At 36.1% G+C, this 15996-nt stretch carries 18 protein-coding genes and 1 tRNA gene; 8 read left to right on the forward strand and 11 right to left on the reverse strand.

Annotated features, from left to right (window positions below; genetic code table 11):
• Nucleotides 1-209 precede the first annotated feature (209 nt).
• The 3 genes from gpmI to ABWU69_RS07420 all read right to left on the reverse strand — a co-directional run bounded on the left by gpmI (nt 210) and on the right by ABWU69_RS07420 (nt 2594).
• Complete coding sequence (gene gpmI / locus ABWU69_RS07410) at nt 210-1706, reverse strand: 2,3-bisphosphoglycerate-independent phosphoglycerate mutase (RefSeq protein ID WP_353285139.1); 1497 nt, start codon at nt 1704-1706, stop codon at nt 210-212.
• A 33-nt stretch (nt 1707-1739) separates the two neighbouring features.
• Nucleotides 1740-1811: transfer RNA gene (locus ABWU69_RS07415), tRNA-Asn, on the reverse strand.
• 594 nt (nt 1812-2405) lie between these two features.
• Nucleotides 2406-2594 (reverse strand): hypothetical protein, encoded by a 189-nt coding sequence (locus ABWU69_RS07420; RefSeq protein WP_265034466.1) that lies wholly within the window; start codon nt 2592-2594, stop codon nt 2406-2408.
• 199 nt (nt 2595-2793) lie between these two features.
• Here ABWU69_RS07420 and ABWU69_RS07425 point away from each other — a divergent pair, with 199 nt between their 5' ends.
• Nucleotides 2794-5181 carry an ankyrin repeat domain-containing protein gene (locus ABWU69_RS07425; protein ID WP_265034942.1) on the forward strand — a complete coding sequence of 796 codons (2388 nt, stop codon included), beginning with the start codon at nt 2794-2796 and terminating at the stop codon, nt 5179-5181.
• A gap of 237 nt (nt 5182-5418) precedes the next feature.
• Here the strand turns inward: ABWU69_RS07425 and ABWU69_RS07430 are convergent, their stop codons facing one another.
• The 5 genes from ABWU69_RS07430 to ABWU69_RS07460 all read right to left on the reverse strand — a co-directional run bounded on the left by ABWU69_RS07430 (nt 5419) and on the right by ABWU69_RS07460 (nt 7653).
• The gene (locus ABWU69_RS07430) at nt 5419-5832 is read right to left on the reverse strand and encodes a transposase (protein ID WP_353284975.1); all 414 of its coding nucleotides are present in this window, start codon (nt 5830-5832) and stop codon (nt 5419-5421) included.
• The gene (locus ABWU69_RS07435; protein ID WP_353284976.1) at nt 5774-6367 is read right to left on the reverse strand and encodes a transposase; all 594 of its coding nucleotides are present in this window, start codon (nt 6365-6367) and stop codon (nt 5774-5776) included. The genes ABWU69_RS07430 and ABWU69_RS07435 overlap by 59 nt, the downstream gene beginning before the upstream one ends.
• Nucleotides 6352-6504, reverse strand: coding sequence for a hypothetical protein (locus ABWU69_RS07440; protein ID WP_265026224.1), 153 nt, complete (start codon nt 6502-6504; stop codon nt 6352-6354). The genes ABWU69_RS07435 and ABWU69_RS07440 overlap by 16 nt, the downstream gene beginning before the upstream one ends.
• A 554-nt stretch (nt 6505-7058) precedes the next feature.
• Entirely contained in the window at nt 7059-7187 is a 129-nt protein-coding gene (locus ABWU69_RS07450; RefSeq protein ID WP_265034683.1) for a hypothetical protein, read from the reverse strand.
• A 286-nt stretch (nt 7188-7473) separates the two neighbouring features.
• Entirely contained in the window at nt 7474-7653 is a 180-nt protein-coding gene (locus ABWU69_RS07460) for a WPE palindromic element domain-containing protein (RefSeq protein WP_265034684.1), read from the reverse strand.
• A gap of 248 nt (nt 7654-7901) precedes the next feature.
• Between ABWU69_RS07460 and ruvA the strand changes: the two genes are divergently transcribed.
• The 4 genes from ruvA to ABWU69_RS07480 all read left to right on the forward strand — a co-directional run bounded on the left by ruvA (nt 7902) and on the right by ABWU69_RS07480 (nt 11047).
• Nucleotides 7902-8483: a Holliday junction branch migration protein RuvA gene (gene ruvA, locus ABWU69_RS07465; RefSeq protein WP_265034685.1), complete on the forward strand. Its 582-nt coding sequence runs from the start codon at nt 7902-7904 to the stop codon at nt 8481-8483.
• The gene (ruvB, locus tag ABWU69_RS07470; protein ID WP_265026228.1) at nt 8480-9460 is read left to right on the forward strand and encodes a Holliday junction branch migration DNA helicase RuvB; all 981 of its coding nucleotides are present in this window, start codon (nt 8480-8482) and stop codon (nt 9458-9460) included. The genes ruvA and ruvB overlap by 4 nt, the downstream gene beginning before the upstream one ends.
• A gap of 77 nt (nt 9461-9537) precedes the next feature.
• A complete protein-coding gene (locus ABWU69_RS07475) occupies nt 9538-10437 on the forward strand; it encodes a hypothetical protein (protein ID WP_265034686.1) in 900 nt (299 codons plus the stop codon).
• Nucleotides 10438-10537: 100 nt separating this feature from the next.
• On the forward strand, nt 10538-11047 hold the full coding sequence (locus ABWU69_RS07480; protein WP_265026230.1) for a DNA-3-methyladenine glycosylase: 510 nt from the start codon (nt 10538-10540) through the stop codon (nt 11045-11047).
• Nucleotides 11048-11403: 356 nt separating this feature from the next.
• On the opposite strand, the gene ndk is transcribed toward ABWU69_RS07480, so the two are convergent.
• Entirely contained in the window at nt 11404-11823 is a 420-nt protein-coding gene (ndk, locus tag ABWU69_RS07485; protein ID WP_265034687.1) for a nucleoside-diphosphate kinase, read from the reverse strand.
• A gap of 113 nt (nt 11824-11936) precedes the next feature.
• Between ndk and ABWU69_RS07490 the strand changes: the two genes are divergently transcribed.
• Nucleotides 11937-12686, forward strand: coding sequence for a hypothetical protein (locus ABWU69_RS07490; RefSeq protein ID WP_265034688.1), 750 nt, complete (start codon nt 11937-11939; stop codon nt 12684-12686).
• A gap of 65 nt (nt 12687-12751) precedes the next feature.
• On the opposite strand, the gene ABWU69_RS07495 is transcribed toward ABWU69_RS07490, so the two are convergent.
• A complete protein-coding gene (locus tag ABWU69_RS07495; RefSeq protein WP_265026233.1) occupies nt 12752-12949 on the reverse strand; it encodes a hypothetical protein in 198 nt (65 codons plus the stop codon).
• 8 nt (nt 12950-12957) lie between these two features.
• Between ABWU69_RS07495 and hemH the strand changes: the two genes are divergently transcribed.
• Nucleotides 12958-13905 (forward strand): ferrochelatase, encoded by a 948-nt coding sequence (gene hemH, locus ABWU69_RS07500; protein ID WP_265034689.1) that lies wholly within the window; start codon nt 12958-12960, stop codon nt 13903-13905.
• A 78-nt stretch (nt 13906-13983) separates the two neighbouring features.
• A complete protein-coding gene (locus tag ABWU69_RS07505) occupies nt 13984-14805 on the forward strand; it encodes a hypothetical protein (protein ID WP_265034690.1) in 822 nt (273 codons plus the stop codon).
• A 3-nt stretch (nt 14806-14808) separates the two neighbouring features.
• Here the strand turns inward: ABWU69_RS07505 and gshA are convergent, their stop codons facing one another.
• The gene (gene gshA, locus ABWU69_RS07510) at nt 14809-15969 is read right to left on the reverse strand and encodes a glutamate--cysteine ligase (protein ID WP_265034691.1); all 1161 of its coding nucleotides are present in this window, start codon (nt 15967-15969) and stop codon (nt 14809-14811) included.
• Nucleotides 15970-15996: the final 27 nt, after the last annotated feature.

Genomic DNA, 15996 nt, shown 5'->3' on the forward strand with positions numbered 1-15996 from the left:
TTACCAACTTAGTGCCCAATCAAAATTCCTGGATCCCAGTGTCTGGGCACTGGGATGACATCCTTCTGGTAGGCTCAAATTGTAATGTTCGTACGGTTGTGTGTCAGCTACTTGCATGACACCATTTGTTGTAAACTTGTAAACTCACTTCTTCTTGATTTTTTGGTTTATCTTGTCTACCTATTTTGCCACTCTGCTGAACGGATACATTACACAATCAACGAACTGCCTGTCATTTCATCCGGTTTCTTAATTCCAAGTAGCTGTAAAATAGTAGGGGCAATATCAGATAACCTTCCGTCTCTTAGTTTTAGATTATCGCAAGACACAATAAATGGCACTTTATTTAGAGTGTGTGCTGTATGAGGTGTATTATTTTCTTCATCGAACATACATTCCACATTACCATGGTCTGCAGTAACAATTAATGCGGTGTTGCTTGACTTTTTAACAGCACTCAGCACTTTTACAAGACAATCATCTACAGCTAGCACAGCTTTCTCGGCTGCTTTTATATTACCTGTATGCCCTACCATATCAGGATTAGCGTAATTTACAACTATCAGTGCGAATTCTTGGGAGTGAATTTTTTCTACAAGCTTTTCTGTGAGCTCGAAGGCTGACATTTCGGGCTGCAAATCATAAGTTTTAACTTTTGGTGAAGGAATAAGAATTCTTTCTTCACCAGAAAAAGGTTCTTCTTTTCCACAATTGAAAAAGAAAGTCACATGAGCGTATTTCTCGGTTTCGGCAATGCGTAATTGTCGTAATTTGTTGTCTTCTATTGTTTGTCCTAGAGTATCAACGAAAGAAGTAGGAGGAAAAATATAAGGAATTTTGAGATCTTCTTTATACTTCATCATACTTAGAATTGAAGAGAATTTTGCTACCTCAATATAGTCTGTTTTGCCTAGCAAAATACTTGCTAATTGTATTATTCGATCAGCACGAAAGTTAGCCAGTAACACTCCATCTTCTGGTTTTATACCTTGATAATCACCTATTACTGCGGGTTTTATAAACTCATCAGTTATGTTATTTTGATAATTTTCATCAATCAACGATACTGCATTATCATGACGAGGTGCCTTTGCAAATGCGATAGCCTCATAAGCTTCAATTGTTCTCTCCCACCTGTTATCACGGTCCATAGCATAATAACGTCCAGAAACAGTAGCAATTCTTGTGTCATTTCCCTTTATACTCTCTTCAAATTCTTGAATGCATTTTTTTCCTGAATTCGGCAATGTGTCTCTGCCATCTAAAAATGCATGTATCACCACTTTGATTCCATGCTGTGATATTTTTTTTGCTAAAGCTCCAATATGCTTTTGATGCGAATGAACACCACCATCTGATATCAACCCCATTATATGGCATATGCCATTCTTACTTTTTAGATTACTAATAAAATTTTGTAGATTTGTATTATTTTCTATTGTTCCGATTTCTTGATTAATGCGCTGAAGGCTTTGCATTACTACTCTACCACTGCCAATATTCATATGGCCAACTTCTGAATTACCTATTTGACCACCAGGTAACCCAACATCAGCTCCACAGGCGGATAAACTGCATTTTGGATAATTAGAGCTAATATATTGCCAGCAGGGTGGATTTGCGTTGCTGATAGCATTGTATTTACTGCTTTCTACTCCATTTCCCCAGCCATCTAGTATACATAAAACGACTGATTTAATGCCCATATAAGATTAACACTAGAATTTAACAGAGAAGAGCTCCCCGGGCCGGATTCGAACCAGCGACCAATTGGTTAACAGCCAACTGCTCTACCACTGAGCTACCGAGGAATAAACCGTCTTTAATTTATCACGTTGAACGTTGGTTGTAAACGTTTTTTGTGTAGACTTTGAGTCCAACTGGTCATAGAAACAAAAACTTACTTGACACCCTTCGCCAGCCCCCTTATCATGAAACTGAAGCTATTGTATTTGCTTTTGCCAATCTGCAGATTAAAAGGTAAGGATTACTTAATGTATCGGCGTCTTATGTTCAATTTTTTGCAGTATATAGATACTGTATGTCTTTACAAAACTTCATCTACATCTAGATTTTTATCTAAATAAGCTGAACGCGCTTATAAAGCGTTACAAGACATCAAAAAATGCCAATACTCGACAGAGATAGTAAAAGACTAGCTAACTCGGGGATTCTTTGTCTTTTTTTCTGCTTGGTAAATTTCTTAAACATTTGCAGCGTAGGTTAGTTGCAATTAAAAGCAGCTGAATTTCGCTTGTCAAGCGTTTAAAACATAAAAAACGCCAATATTTTAAAGCGGATAATAACCACGGGGCTTCTTTTGCCTTTTTTTTCATTTGGTAAATTTCTTAATGTTTATAGCTAAAAGAGCCCAAGAGAGGTGTCATTCCAGTGCCCCTGTGATGTCATTCCAGTGCTTGACACTGGAATCCAGTTTTCCATATAATCTCATCGAAAACGTTGTAACCACTTTCTATGCTAGTTTGCTTGTAAACAAGCAAACTTTCCTGGATCCCAGTGTCTGGGCACTGGGATGACACCATTCTTTTTCCTGGATTCCAAACTGGGATGACAGCTAGCCTGACAATCGTCATTCCGCTACGTGTTAGCGGCTAAGAGATACCGCGGCGGTATGACGTAGGACTGCTGTGACACCATTATAGAGTGAACCAGTGTCAGCTACTTGCATAGAAAATGTTTATGACTAATTTTTAGATCAAACATGGAATTTCGACAAACTTAACTTTTTTGTGAGACTGTTCAGCAATAATAAATAAATTGAGAGGAAAGGTTATGGCAATAGAAAAGGAAAAGTTTTTTGAAATAATAAATGAGGTAAGCAAGAGTGAAGGTTTAAATGAGAATAATTTACTTGAAAGAATAGGGAGTAAGCTAAAAGATGCAGACTCAAAAGTATATAGCACTTGTAACAATTTGAAGATAGATAAGATATTCAGTGTGTTAGAGTCAGACAAAATTGTAAATTATATGTTGGTACATCTTGCTGTGGAATGTAACAGTGTACCAATAGTAAAACTCCTACTAGCAAAGGAAGTAAAAGTTAATGAACCAATATATGAACTTGATGGAGCTAAGTCTCAATTAACTGCTTTGCACATTGCTGCTTTGCATGGTCATCAAGAGATAGTTCAGCTTTTATTGAACAATGGCGCAAATCCTTCACTAGAAGATAGTCAAGGCCGAACTCCAAGGGATATTGTCGGCGATGTAGAAGGTAAAAAGGCTATAATAAAAACGTTAGAGAAAGAAGAACAACGTTGTGCTGGTACGAGAAGACAAACTTATAGACAAGGCACTTTACTGCAGCCTAATAATAAAACTCCAGGAAATTTAGCTGTGAACGGAAATAACGTAACTGCTGCAGTGCAAGCATGGGGTGCAAAACATCAGGAAGAGAATAGTAGAATTACACCAAACAACAGAAAAATCTACGTACAAGATGAGGATGAACAGACTTCTTCAAACTCAATCATTAATGAAAACAATACAGACAAAGTAGATGATACATTAGAAAGAGAACAGGCTATAAGAGAAAGAGATGCTGTGAAGCAAAAGTTGCAAGAGGCAGAACAACGATTTGCCAATAATTGGAAGCGCATAGAACAACCCGGTCATAATCAACATTCGGAACAATACGGTGCTACATATAATGGTGAACAGACCTTTTTAAATAAAAGTAGTAGTGACGAGAGTGGAATATATTTTGATGCAGATGAATCTGAAGCTTTAAGCCAATCTATATTAGAAGATGGAGAAAACATTTATGCACAAGATGAAAATGGATTGACTCTTTTACATCGTGCTGCTGCAAACAACAATGAAGAATCAGTGAAATGTTTGGTAGAACGTGGAGCAAAAGTTGATGTACAGGATAAAGATGGACTGACCCCTTTACATTATGCTACTGCATATGGTTATGTAGAAATTACAGAATATCTAGTAGAAAGTGGAGCAAATGTTAATGCACAAGATAAAGATGGACATACCCCTTTATATTTTGCTGTTGCAAATGACAATAAAGAATTAGCAAAACTTTTGATAAAATATGGAGCAGATCGCTCATTGATAAAGGATGAAGGCCTAGTAATAGATAGACTAAACAGTATGTGTGATCAGCCATCTGAGGTTGTATCTAGTACTTCTTCCCATTCCAAAACACACAACGCAACGGAAACTCCAGAAGAAGCAGAAAAGGTTAAAAAAAGTAAAGTTAAGTCAAAAGAATTACGTGCTCAACTAAAGGAAGAGAATCAATCACTAAAACGAAAAATACAAGATCTAGAAAGTGAAAAAGCAACGCTTAATAGTGAATTAGAAAAAACAAAAACTAAAACAAGTGAAGTGTCACTAGGAAAAGCGCACAAAGTACTAGCAGAACTAAAGGATGACGTAGCTGGACATGAGGCTAGGCTGGAAGCACTTAATAAACTCAACGAAGAGAATCAATCACTAAAACAAAAAATACAAGATCTAGAAAGTAAAAATGCAACGCTTAATAGTGAATTAGAAAAAACAAAAACTAAAACAAATGAAGTGTCACTAGGAAAAGCGCACAAAGTACTAGCAGAACTAAAGAATGACGTAGCTGGACATGAGGCTAGGCTGGAAGCACTTAATAAACTCGACGAAGAGAATGAATCACTAAAACAAAAAATACAAAAGCTAGGAAATGAAAACACAAAGCTTAAGGATAAATTAGACAAAACAGAAAGTCAGTATTCTAAAGCAGAAGCGTTGTTAGAAAAAACGCAAAAGGAACTAGAAGAATCAAAAAGTTGTATAGCTGGACATGAGACTAAGTTGAAACAATTCAATAAAGAGAATGAATCACTAAGACAAGAAATAAAAAGTCTAGAGAATGAAAACACAACACTTAAGGGTACAACAAAAACTAAAACAGATGAAGTGTCACTAGAAAAAACGGGAAAAAGACAAATGTGTTTCTTAAAAGTTGCTTCCGTGAATCTTGTAACTATGTTAGCAGTAGGTGCTATCTTTAGTATAGCTTTCCAATTACCAGTTCTATTAACAATTGCAACTTTTGTAGTATCTGCTTTGATAGCTAGTGGCGTTACATACGCAATATCAACAAAGCCTACCACTGAATTGAAAGAAGTGGATATTCAAGGTTTAGCACAACATGGTGTTTGTAAAACTTAGCACCTACATCTGTACGAACATTGCAGTTTGCAGATGCAAGTAGCTGACACTGTAATCCCAAAAAAAGGATGATGTCATCCCAGTGCTCCTTTTTTTGTCATCCCAGTGCCCAGACACTGGGATGACACCCTTTTGGATGGAAATCAGTGTCAGCTACTTTCATGACACCATTCTTTTTCCTGGATCCCAGTGGGCTTTGTTGCATAGCACCTTAAGCAGTGATGGTTTACGACAAATTTATGTAATGATTTCAAATTTAGCCATACCAATATCAGTGAATTTGTTGAGCAAATAGCACTTAATTAGTAATTCTTTTTCACGATTTACTTCAGATTTATTCCTAAAGCTAAATCCAAATACTTGCTTCAACCTTGAGAAAAATCCTTCTATGTAAGATCTCTTTCCATAAATTGCTTCCTTTTTCCACTCTTTTACACCATCTTGTCCATATAATTTTATTAACCTAATAGCAGCATTTCTGTCAGACATATAATCTATTTTTGAATGTTCTGCTGCATCCTTTTTTGGTAGAACTTTTGTCTTTATATCGTATTTCTTACACAATTTATAAAGTTTGTGCCTATCGTATGCCCTATCTGCATATAATTTTGTGCTGAAAATTAACTTCTTCAAGCAAATCGCAAGCTCCATAGTGGTCAGAGTAGACGCCATTACTGTATCTTGCAGCTATAGCTTTTTTACTATTCACACTTAACATAACATGTAACTTTCTTACTTGCTCGTAGCTTCGGTACTTTCTATCTGCACTGTTTTCCTTACTGTGGCCAGGAGTGTTACTGTAAATGCTGATACTTGTGCTATCTATGATAATTTCAATATTTTCCATGTTGCTTTTATCAACCCTGCAATCATTTATCTTAATATTAAGTTTTTTAAACCTTCTTGATGCTTGTGAATAGCTGATAACTGCCAATTTTTTTCCTATTTGTTGCAGATATCCTTTTATAAACCCCACCGTTTGTCTTAAACCAATTCTAAAAAGATTGACAATTATATGCACCAAAATTACGACTTTATCACTGTAAATATAGTTGCCGCCCTGCATTTTTGGACTATTTTCATACCAATTTTCGATAGCTTCATCGATGTAACGAAAAATATTTCCCCTTTTTTCAAGGAATTTGTTATATTCGTTTTGGTTACTGACTTTCATTTTCTGTGGCATATTTTTTCTTCAACAGTTAAATGGTTATTTATAATGAATTTTGTCAGTAGCCACCAGATTTTTTCGGTTGCTATGCAACAAAGCCGATCCGGTGTCATTCCAGCGCGTAACGCTAGGCCATAAAAATTCCTTGACAAACTTCGCCAGCCCTCTTATCATGATAGTGAAGCTATTGTATTTGCTTTCGCCAATCTGCAGATTAAAAGGTAAGGATTACTTAATGTATCGGCGTCTTATGTTCAATTTTTTGCAGTATATAGATACTGTATGTCTTTACAAAACTTCATCTACATCTAGATTTTTATCTAAATAAGCTGAACGCGCTTATAAAGCGTTACAAGACATCAAAAAATGCCAATACTCGACAGAGATAGTAAAAGACTAGCTAACTCGGGGATTCTTTGTCTTTTTTTCTGCTTAGTAAATTTCTTAAACATTTGCAGCGTAAGTTAGTTGCAATTAAAAGCAGCTGAATTTCGCTTGTCAAGCGTTTAAAACATAAAAAACGCCAATATTTTAAAGCGGATAATAACCACGGGGCTTCTCTTGCCTTTTTTTTCGTTTGGTAAATTTCTTAAATATTTATAGCTAACATGAAGCTAAGTACGAACTTTGTTAAACACAACAAATGGTGTCATCCAAGTAGCTGACACTGGGATCCAGCCTTTATTATGCAGCCACTTGGTTGAAATTAAGTCTTCTGGATCCCAGTGTCAAGCACTGGGATGACAAGAAGAGGGCACTGGGATGACACCGAAGGAGCTACTGGAATGACACCGAAGGAGCTACTGGGATGACAGGGGAAGCTGACAATCATCATACCGCTACTTGTTAGCGGCTAAGAGATACCGTGACGGTATGACGTAGATTGCTGTCATTCCAGTGCTTGGCACTGGAATCCAGCCTTTATTATGCAGCCACTTGGTTGAAATTAAGTCTTCTGGATCCCAGTGTCAAGCACTGGGATGACAAGAAGAGGGCACTGGGATGACACCGAAGGAGCTACTGGGATGACAGGGGAAGCTGACAATCATCATACCGCTACTTGTTAGCGGCTAAGAGATACCGCGGCGGTATGACGGTGTAGATGATGGTTAAGTATCCCGCTACTTGTTAGCGGCTAAGAAATACCGTGACGGTATGACGTAGATTGCTGTCATTCCAGTGCTTGGCACTGGAATCCAGCCTTTATTATGCAGCCACTTGGTTGAAATTAAGTCTTCTGGATCCCAGTGCCAAGCACTGGGATGACAAGAAGAGGGCACTGGGATGACATCTTTCAACATTATATCATGGACAAAATAAACTTTCTAAAATTCATTGAACTGTGCTTTCAAACGGTGGTGCCGGGGTGTGAGTATAATGATTATCAGTATATGAAAGTCATAGCAGACAGACTTGAAGCGGCAAATGTTGGCAAAATGTGTCAAGGAAGTTTTTCGTTTCTATGAGCTACTTGGCTCTCTGTTATAATGTTCGTTTGCTTGACCTAAGATCCAGGAGTATTTAAACTGAACTCTATATAGTGTTAAAAATGATAGGAAATCTAAGCGGAATAGTTGATGAAGTGCGCAGCGATCACATAATCCTGAATGTGAATGATGTTGGCTATATGGTGTATCTTTCAGCCAAAACTTTAAGTGCTTGTGCAATTGGAAGTAGAATCAAATTACTTATCGAAACCCATGCAAATAACAGAGAAAACACTACTCAGCTATATGGTTTTATAAGCAAAGAAGAACAACAGTGCTTGAGATTGCTAGTTAAAGTAAGCGGCGTTAGCTATAAAACTGCAATGTCAATTTTGAGTAAATTAACTCCAGAACAGCTATTTTTGGCAATTATGAATGAAGATAAAGTAGCACTCAAGATGAGTGGCCTTGGCCTGAAACTCATAAATCGAATCATCACTGAATTAAGTGGCAAAGTGAGTAAATTAGAAATAAATAACAACAATTTTCATCCAATCAATGAAGATGCCCTTTCAGCATTGATCAATCTTGGGTATGAAAAAATGAAAGCTTATGATACGATAAAAAAAATACAAGACGAATCGCCAAATCTGGATACTAAGGATATTATTCGCATAGCGCTTAAGGAGCTCTCAACATTATGAAATCAATATCGTGCGATAAAGAATATACTGAAGATGCACGCAATATCAACATCAGACCTGAACAACTTGATGATTTTGTCGGACAAAAAGACTTAATACAAAATTTAAAAGTGTTTATAAATGCTGCAAAGACGAGAACTGAAGCTTTAGATCACGTTTTATTATATGGTCCTCCAGGACTTGGCAAAACAACTTTAGCGCAAATTGTCTCTAAAGAGTTAAGGGTCAGCTTTCGCGCAACTTCTGGTCCTTTACTTAGTAAAGCTGGGGACTTGGCTGCAGTGCTTACCACTTTAAATGCAAAAGATGTTCTATTTATCGACGAAATCCATAGATTAAATCGCAGCATCGAAGAAGTTTTATATACTGCTATGGAAGATTTTTGCTTGGACATATTAGTAGGTGAAGGTCCATCTACTCGCACTTTAAGGATAGATCTACCACCATTTACGCTAATCGGAGCAACTACACGGCTTGGATTACTTTCTGCGCCACTCAGAGATCGTTTTGGCATTCCTTTGCATCTTGAGTTTTATTCTTTTGAGGAGCTAGTCGATATTATAAAAAGAGGCGCAAGAGTTCTTTCTGCTGAAATTGAAGAGGGTGCCGCGCGGGAAATTGCCTGCCGTGCGCGCGGCACTCCAAGAATTGCTTTGAGGTTACTCAGAAGAATAAGGGATTTTGTTGAAGTGAAAGATGATAAAAAAATCACTTATGAAGTCGCCGATTCTGTATTGCTAAAATTGGGTGTAGATAAAATGGGACTTAATAAACTTGATATGCATTATCTAAGATTTTTATTCAACACCTCAGGACCTGTTGGAATTGACACTATATCTATTGCACTATCTGAGGATGTTGGCAATATTGAAGAAACAGTAGAACCTTATTTAATCAAAATTAGTTTTGTAAAGCGTACACCAAGAGGACGCGTTCTAACCGACCAAGCAAAGGAGTATTTGAGCTTTCAACATTAAACATCATAATTTATATTGATTAATCGGCATGATATCTATATGCTAACATTTATATATTAAGAATAATGGAGACATATATGTTAACTAATAGCACTGAAACTGTATCTTTGATTGGAACTTCTTCTAATTTAAATATCAGTCCTTCTGATAATAATCCAATTTCGGATACTAAAAATGTACCTAGATCAACAATTGAAACTTCTCCTGATCAAAGTGTAAGTGATGATTCTTATGCAGTGGAAAAAGGACTTCCTGATAATGCGCCCAAACTTGCACCAGGCGAGAGGCCGTTTACAGGTACCAAAGATACACGTGACTGTAGTAAAGTTATAGATCTTGATGATGAAGAAACAAGACGTAAATTCTTTTCTGCTGCTAAAACTGACAAAGAAGGACAAAATGAGCATAGGGGTAAGTATGTTGTAGGCAAAGTTCTTGACGAAGTTATTAGTGAAGTAAAGAAACATTTTCCTCACTATAAAGCAGTAAATCTTAGAACAGGTAGAAAGCCAGGTAAGCCTGAACTTACTGCAAGAGTTATGCTAGACAATATACAAGAAGGGATAAATATAGCTAAATTTTTAAATAGTGATGTGTGCAAACAATATAACGTAAAAGCATTTACATTGTTACTACCTCCAAGCGAAAAAAGAGGGATACGTCTCCGAATTGACGAACATGGAACAAAAATTTACGAAGTGGCAAATGGGTCATATGAGATGACTCTGAAGTGGCATGTTGAAGGAAAGGAATGTAATATTAAAATTAACATTTATGATAATGGCTCCGTAGAACTTATTGAGAGTAACGGTGTTACTAAAGAGCAATTGGCTGCAAATAATCTAAAAATAGGAAGGCAATATGAAGCAAAGCCTTTACATGAAGCGTTAGTATCACAATTGCCACAAACACAATTACAACAAGGCTCTGAAGTAGTAAAAGTTTTGCCACAATCTTCACAAGTGCAACAGATGTGAGCATAACGCGAAAACATCAAGCTTCTGCTGCTCACAATAGGTAAAGTAGTGAAAATTCAGTATAAGTTGCTTGCATCTGCAAGTAACTTATACTCTTATAATGAGCAATGTAATACTGCCAAGAAATTTCTACGAGCGGCCGACCTTAACTGTAGCTGGAGAGTTATTGGGAAAAGTCCTCAAATTTTCTAACTTTAGTGGAATAATAACCGAAGTTGAAGCCTATATAGGAATGAGTGACCCAGCTTGTCATGCAGCAAGAGGCTATACTAATCGAACCTCAGTAATGTTTGGTATGCCGGGGTTTTCGTACGTATATTTTATATATGGGATGTACTATTGTCTAAATATTGTAACAGAAGCAGAAGGGTTCCCAGCAGCAGTGTTAATACGGGGATTAAAGCTCATTGAACCGCTTGAGGCGAATTTAGGTGGGCCAGGGATATTGTGTAAAAGATTAAATATTACAAAAGAACACAACAAACTAGACCTTACTATAAGCCACAAATTTTGTGTTTATGAATCTCACCTCAACCCGGATTATGTGTGCACTCCGAGAATCGGAATTAGTAAAGGCCAAGAGAAATTTTGGCGATTTAAGATTTTCTAAATTGAGCATAACCGTTCAGCCAATGGCGTCAACTTAAGAGCCTTCATTAGCAAACCCTCCTATGGATTTTCTGAAAAGTTTTTGAGTATATTGTATTTTTAATTTGTAAAATAAGATTTTTTCCTTTCTGCACGTCTCGTCTAAAAAGGACACATTTTAAACTTTTTTGTTGAAATAAAATAGAAACAAAAGTGCTGTTTCTTGCACTCTTTGGATAATTTAATGATAAAAAATTTAGAGAGAAATTTTACACACAATCACTGATATTTTCCCTTAAGTTGACGCCATTGTCTGAACGGTCACGACATAGGATCCAGAAAATTTAGTTATATATAGAAAAATCTGAGTTGAATTAACTACACCAACTCACATTCAGCAAAAAAGAAAGCTATTTCCTTACGAGCATTTTCTAGACTATCCGAACCGTGTACTCTATTTTCACTAATATCATCAGCAAAATCACCTCTGATTGTACCTTTATCTGCCTGCTTTGGATCGGTAGCTCCCATGATTTGTCTGTATTTACTTACTGCATTTTCACCAACTAAAACTTGAATTATCACAGGACTAGAAGTCATAAATTCTACTAATTTCCCAAAAAAAGGCCTGTCTTTATGAATTTCATAAAATAGCTCTGCTTGTTTTTTCGTCAATAACATCATTCTTTGTGCTATAATTTTTAGCCCAGAGCTTTCAATATATGAATTTATCTTGCCTGTAATATTATTTTTTACTGCATCAGGTTTTAATATCGAAAGTGTCTTCTCAATTGTCATATTATTTCCTTATATAAGATTGTATATTTATAGATTCATTTTATTGCAAATTTTTGTTTCATCAAAGAGGTTTTTTATTTATAGTCAAGAATAAATCATCAAGGAGGTATTGCATGGGCTACTGTCGTAAAAAACTAGCAAATAATCTTAAGTCATCAATTTTTTGTGGAATAAAAGGATTTTTAACTTTTAATTTGGCCTTTTTAAGTTATTTGGAATATAGCTCACATCATAATACAGAATTAAAAAAAGGCGCTGCCTTTGCGATAAAAAGAAACACTATTCCATTTCTTGAAATGACAATCATAGCACCGCTTGTTTGTTTTGCACTGCCAGCTATGCTAGGCAGTATGAGTCTTATACAATGTGCACTTATATGCGCTACGTTGATGGTTGCTACATGTTTTGTTGTGAGAACTTTTCATCTGCGTGAGGAGTTAATGGAAAAAATCATCAACCATAGTAGAAAAGAAATAGACGCGGAATTTAAGAAGGATACTATAAAATTTCCTATTTTTGATCAAAATAGAAAACACATCGAGTATAATTCGCCTAACTCAGGGCAACCACTGGATGAAACAAGTAGCACCTCTCTTTTCGTTAAAGTTTCCCTCAAGATTCTTCTGAAGGTCCTGCAAAGTTGTATAATGCTATCTTTAGCTGCTGTTGAACTTCTTGAAGCCGTGCCAAGTTTTTGTGTTGACGCGGTTTTTGATAAAAGCTTTGCATCTACCAAGAGTAATGTGCGAAGATCTGGTCATTTATTGTATGCAAGTGTGAGAAATTTAGTGCCTATAACTAAATTTGATGAGCCTATAGCTGAGTTTATAGGCACCCCAAAAGCAACTTGTTGCGGAGCCTGAATGTGCCTCTTTTCTGTTATTTAAGTGTATTCTATTTTGTCATTCCAGTCTGGAATACAGCACTTTCACACAATTTCATCGAGGACGTTGTTTTCACATAACACTTTTATACTTACCAATTTAGTAAAATCCTGGATCCCAGTGTCGGAGCACTGGGATGACACCATCTTAGTAGAAATAGCCCTCAAATCACAATGTTGTTGTGCATCATGCGCTGGAACGACGGCAAAAAGTAATCTTGCAGTTTTAACAATTATTTGCAAAAGACCAAATGAAAAAGGCAGTTATCTTATTTAATCTTGGTGGACCTGATTCACTGAATGCGGTCCGTCCTTTTTTATTCAATCTTTTTTATGACAGGAGAATAATCAGTCTACCAAACCCTTTTCGGTTTCTTTTAGCAAAGTTTATATCTGCGAAACGAGAAAATACTGCACGAAAAATATACGAAGAAATTGGAGGTAAATCGCCGATTTTGAATAATACGAAAGCACAAGTTAATGCTTTAGAACTAAAATTAAATGAAGATAGAAACCATGTATACAAGGTATTCATTTGCATGCGCTATTGGCATCCATTTGCTGACGAAGTTATTAAAAGTGTAAAACAGTTTGATCCTGACGAAGTAATTCTACTGCCACTGTATCCACAATATTCAACTACCACAACTCTGTCATCCATCGAAAATTGGCAAAAAAATGCTAAAAACCATGGTCTAAAGTGCAATATAAAAATAATTCACCATTATTATAATAACGAAGACTTTATTGAAGCTCACGCTAATTTAATAGCTAAGCATTACAAATTAGCCAGCAGAATCGATAAGCCAAGAGTCCTATTTTCAGCCCATAGCTTACCTCTTAGTATTATTAAAAAAGGCGACCCTTACGCTTCACAGGTAGAAAGAAGCGTAGAGTTAATAGTAGAAAAGTTAGCTATCAATAACTTAGATTGGTCAATATGTTATCAGAGTAAGATTGGTCCTGTAAAATGGCTAGAGCCAAGCACTGAAAGTGAGCTATCACGTGCAAAAGCTGATGGTGTACCTGTAGTTTTATCACCTATATCTTTTGTTTCTGAGCATTCAGAAACACTTGTGGAACTTGATGTAGAATATAAAGCAATTATCAAGGATGGATATTACTTTCGCGTGCCAACTCTCAGTATCGATCCCTTGTTTATTAAATGCTTGGCTGATTTGTGCATAAATCACCCTTAAAGTCCTGATTTATAGGACTTTTCTTTAAGGCTTTTATGTGATAGAATAAAAGAAAGTTATTGTTTTATTAACTATTTTATGCCAAGCAAGCTAAAAAAGAAATCGAGCACGTTCACACAAAGGGTACATGATGCTTATAATCATGATTTCAGGAAGGTAATCTGCATCACAACAGGTTTAACAGCCCTATTGTGTAAGATTTCACTGCAATTTTGCTGCGAGTTCATTGACAATAATAGATCCAATATCTTTCTTATACGGGATGTTGCTCGACTAATAAAGTTTCCGACATCTATTCTATATATTGCCCATTCTGCATTTACTCTACAGGATCTAATTAAGGATTACAGAAACCCTGAGAGTAAAAAAGAGCTGGCAAAAGTTGTGGGTAAATCGGCTAGTCTTGCAAGCAGCATCATAGAAGCATTGATGATGTTGAAAGTCATCCATTTTTTTACTAGGGGTAATGCAGACGTAATAAGTCACATTCACTTAACATCAACGATCCTATTTCTGTTTATTTCGGAACCTATAAGTTACTATTATTCATGGAGAAAATACCTAGATAATAAGGATCCTGAAAAATCTGCTGAGTGTAAGAAGGACCTTATTATCAGCACATTAACTTTGTCATTAGGTTTGTTAAACTTCATATTAAAAAGAATGGAGACTGCAACCATACCAATAAACTTAGGTAATGGTATAATCTATAATTTCAACTTAAGCGTAACAGTTAGCATAATATATAGCGCAGTATTCCTAGTACTTCAGCTTGACAAACTATTTAGCCAACCTATCAACGATGACCCTTCTACTGAACTTAATAATGCTGGCCATAACCATATTCAGCCCGGTAATGATGGTAATGATCTGCCCGATGGCAACGCTGTGGGAATGTAAGGGTTAGAGGTGAAAAGATTTTATTTCTACTGCCAATGCTAGCACTGCTAATTTACTAACTATGTTCCAAAGTGCTAGAGGTTTTTCTTCCACTATTTTGCTAACGTCATGAAATTCGCAATCAATGGAGTTTAAGCTGGAATATACATCTTTCCTGCTATTACATCGGTATAAGTAACATGTTGGAGTATCTCCTATATAGTATATTAGCGGTTCTGCAGAACTGCTTTTAAATATGTCAATGGTTGGTACACCTTCTTGTATAATAACGCTATTGATTGCTATTCCTTCTTTTATCTTTTTCATTTTATGACGCTTTTTTTTATTGAGGTTTAATATTTCTTCACCACTTGTTGCTGTTATAATACCCATCCCATATGTGCCATTGCTTGCTTTGATAAAAACGTAAGGTTGTGTTTTTATTTCATATTCCTCATATTTCTTTTGCACTAGAGACAATATTTGGTCAACTTTAGCCGCTACTGTTTTTAGTGATGAATCATCATCAAAATCAACTCCATCACAGCTCTCTGTAAGCACAGAAATTAGCCATGGGTCCATTTTAAATTCGCTACAAAACTCGGACGCTAATTCTTGATAGATTTCAAAATACTTAAATTTCTGCCTGCTATGCCAACCGTATAGTGGGCTTGGTACTATATCTTGCTTTACGTCTTTTAGCGTGTCTGGAATGTGGCTCGTCATATCACGGTTCAGTATAATAACATCAGGCACAAATCCTGAAGTTGTCTTCAGCAGAGAGTTTTCTTTCACAACAGTTTCATACTGTTCTATTAAATTGTATACTTCACTATGTAAAAGGCCAATTCTAGTCTCAAAACCTGCGAGTTGCAGTACTTTCTCTATAACAAATACGTTTTCTATATACATTTTATTGCGTGTATAATTTTCCGGTATTATAAGAACCTTCTTGTATTGATGTCTTTTAAAGTAGCTTTCTATCAATCTTGCTGCCATCGTTCTTGATTCTTCACTTAAGTTATTGAACCCCGCAGGAAATAAATTAGCGTCCACTGGGGCAATTTTGTAACCAGAGTTTCTAAGATCTATAGAGCTATAAAATGGTAATGTAAGGCCGTTAAGTTTTGCTTCGAACCAATTATTTATACTTTTTTCCAAATCTGGGTGAATTATGTTTTGCATCTGCACTTTAAATGTTATAAGGAAGGT

This window comes from Wolbachia endosymbiont (group A) of Beris morrisii (assembly GCF_964028185.1).
Classification (GTDB): Bacteria; Pseudomonadota; Alphaproteobacteria; order Rickettsiales; family Anaplasmataceae; genus Wolbachia.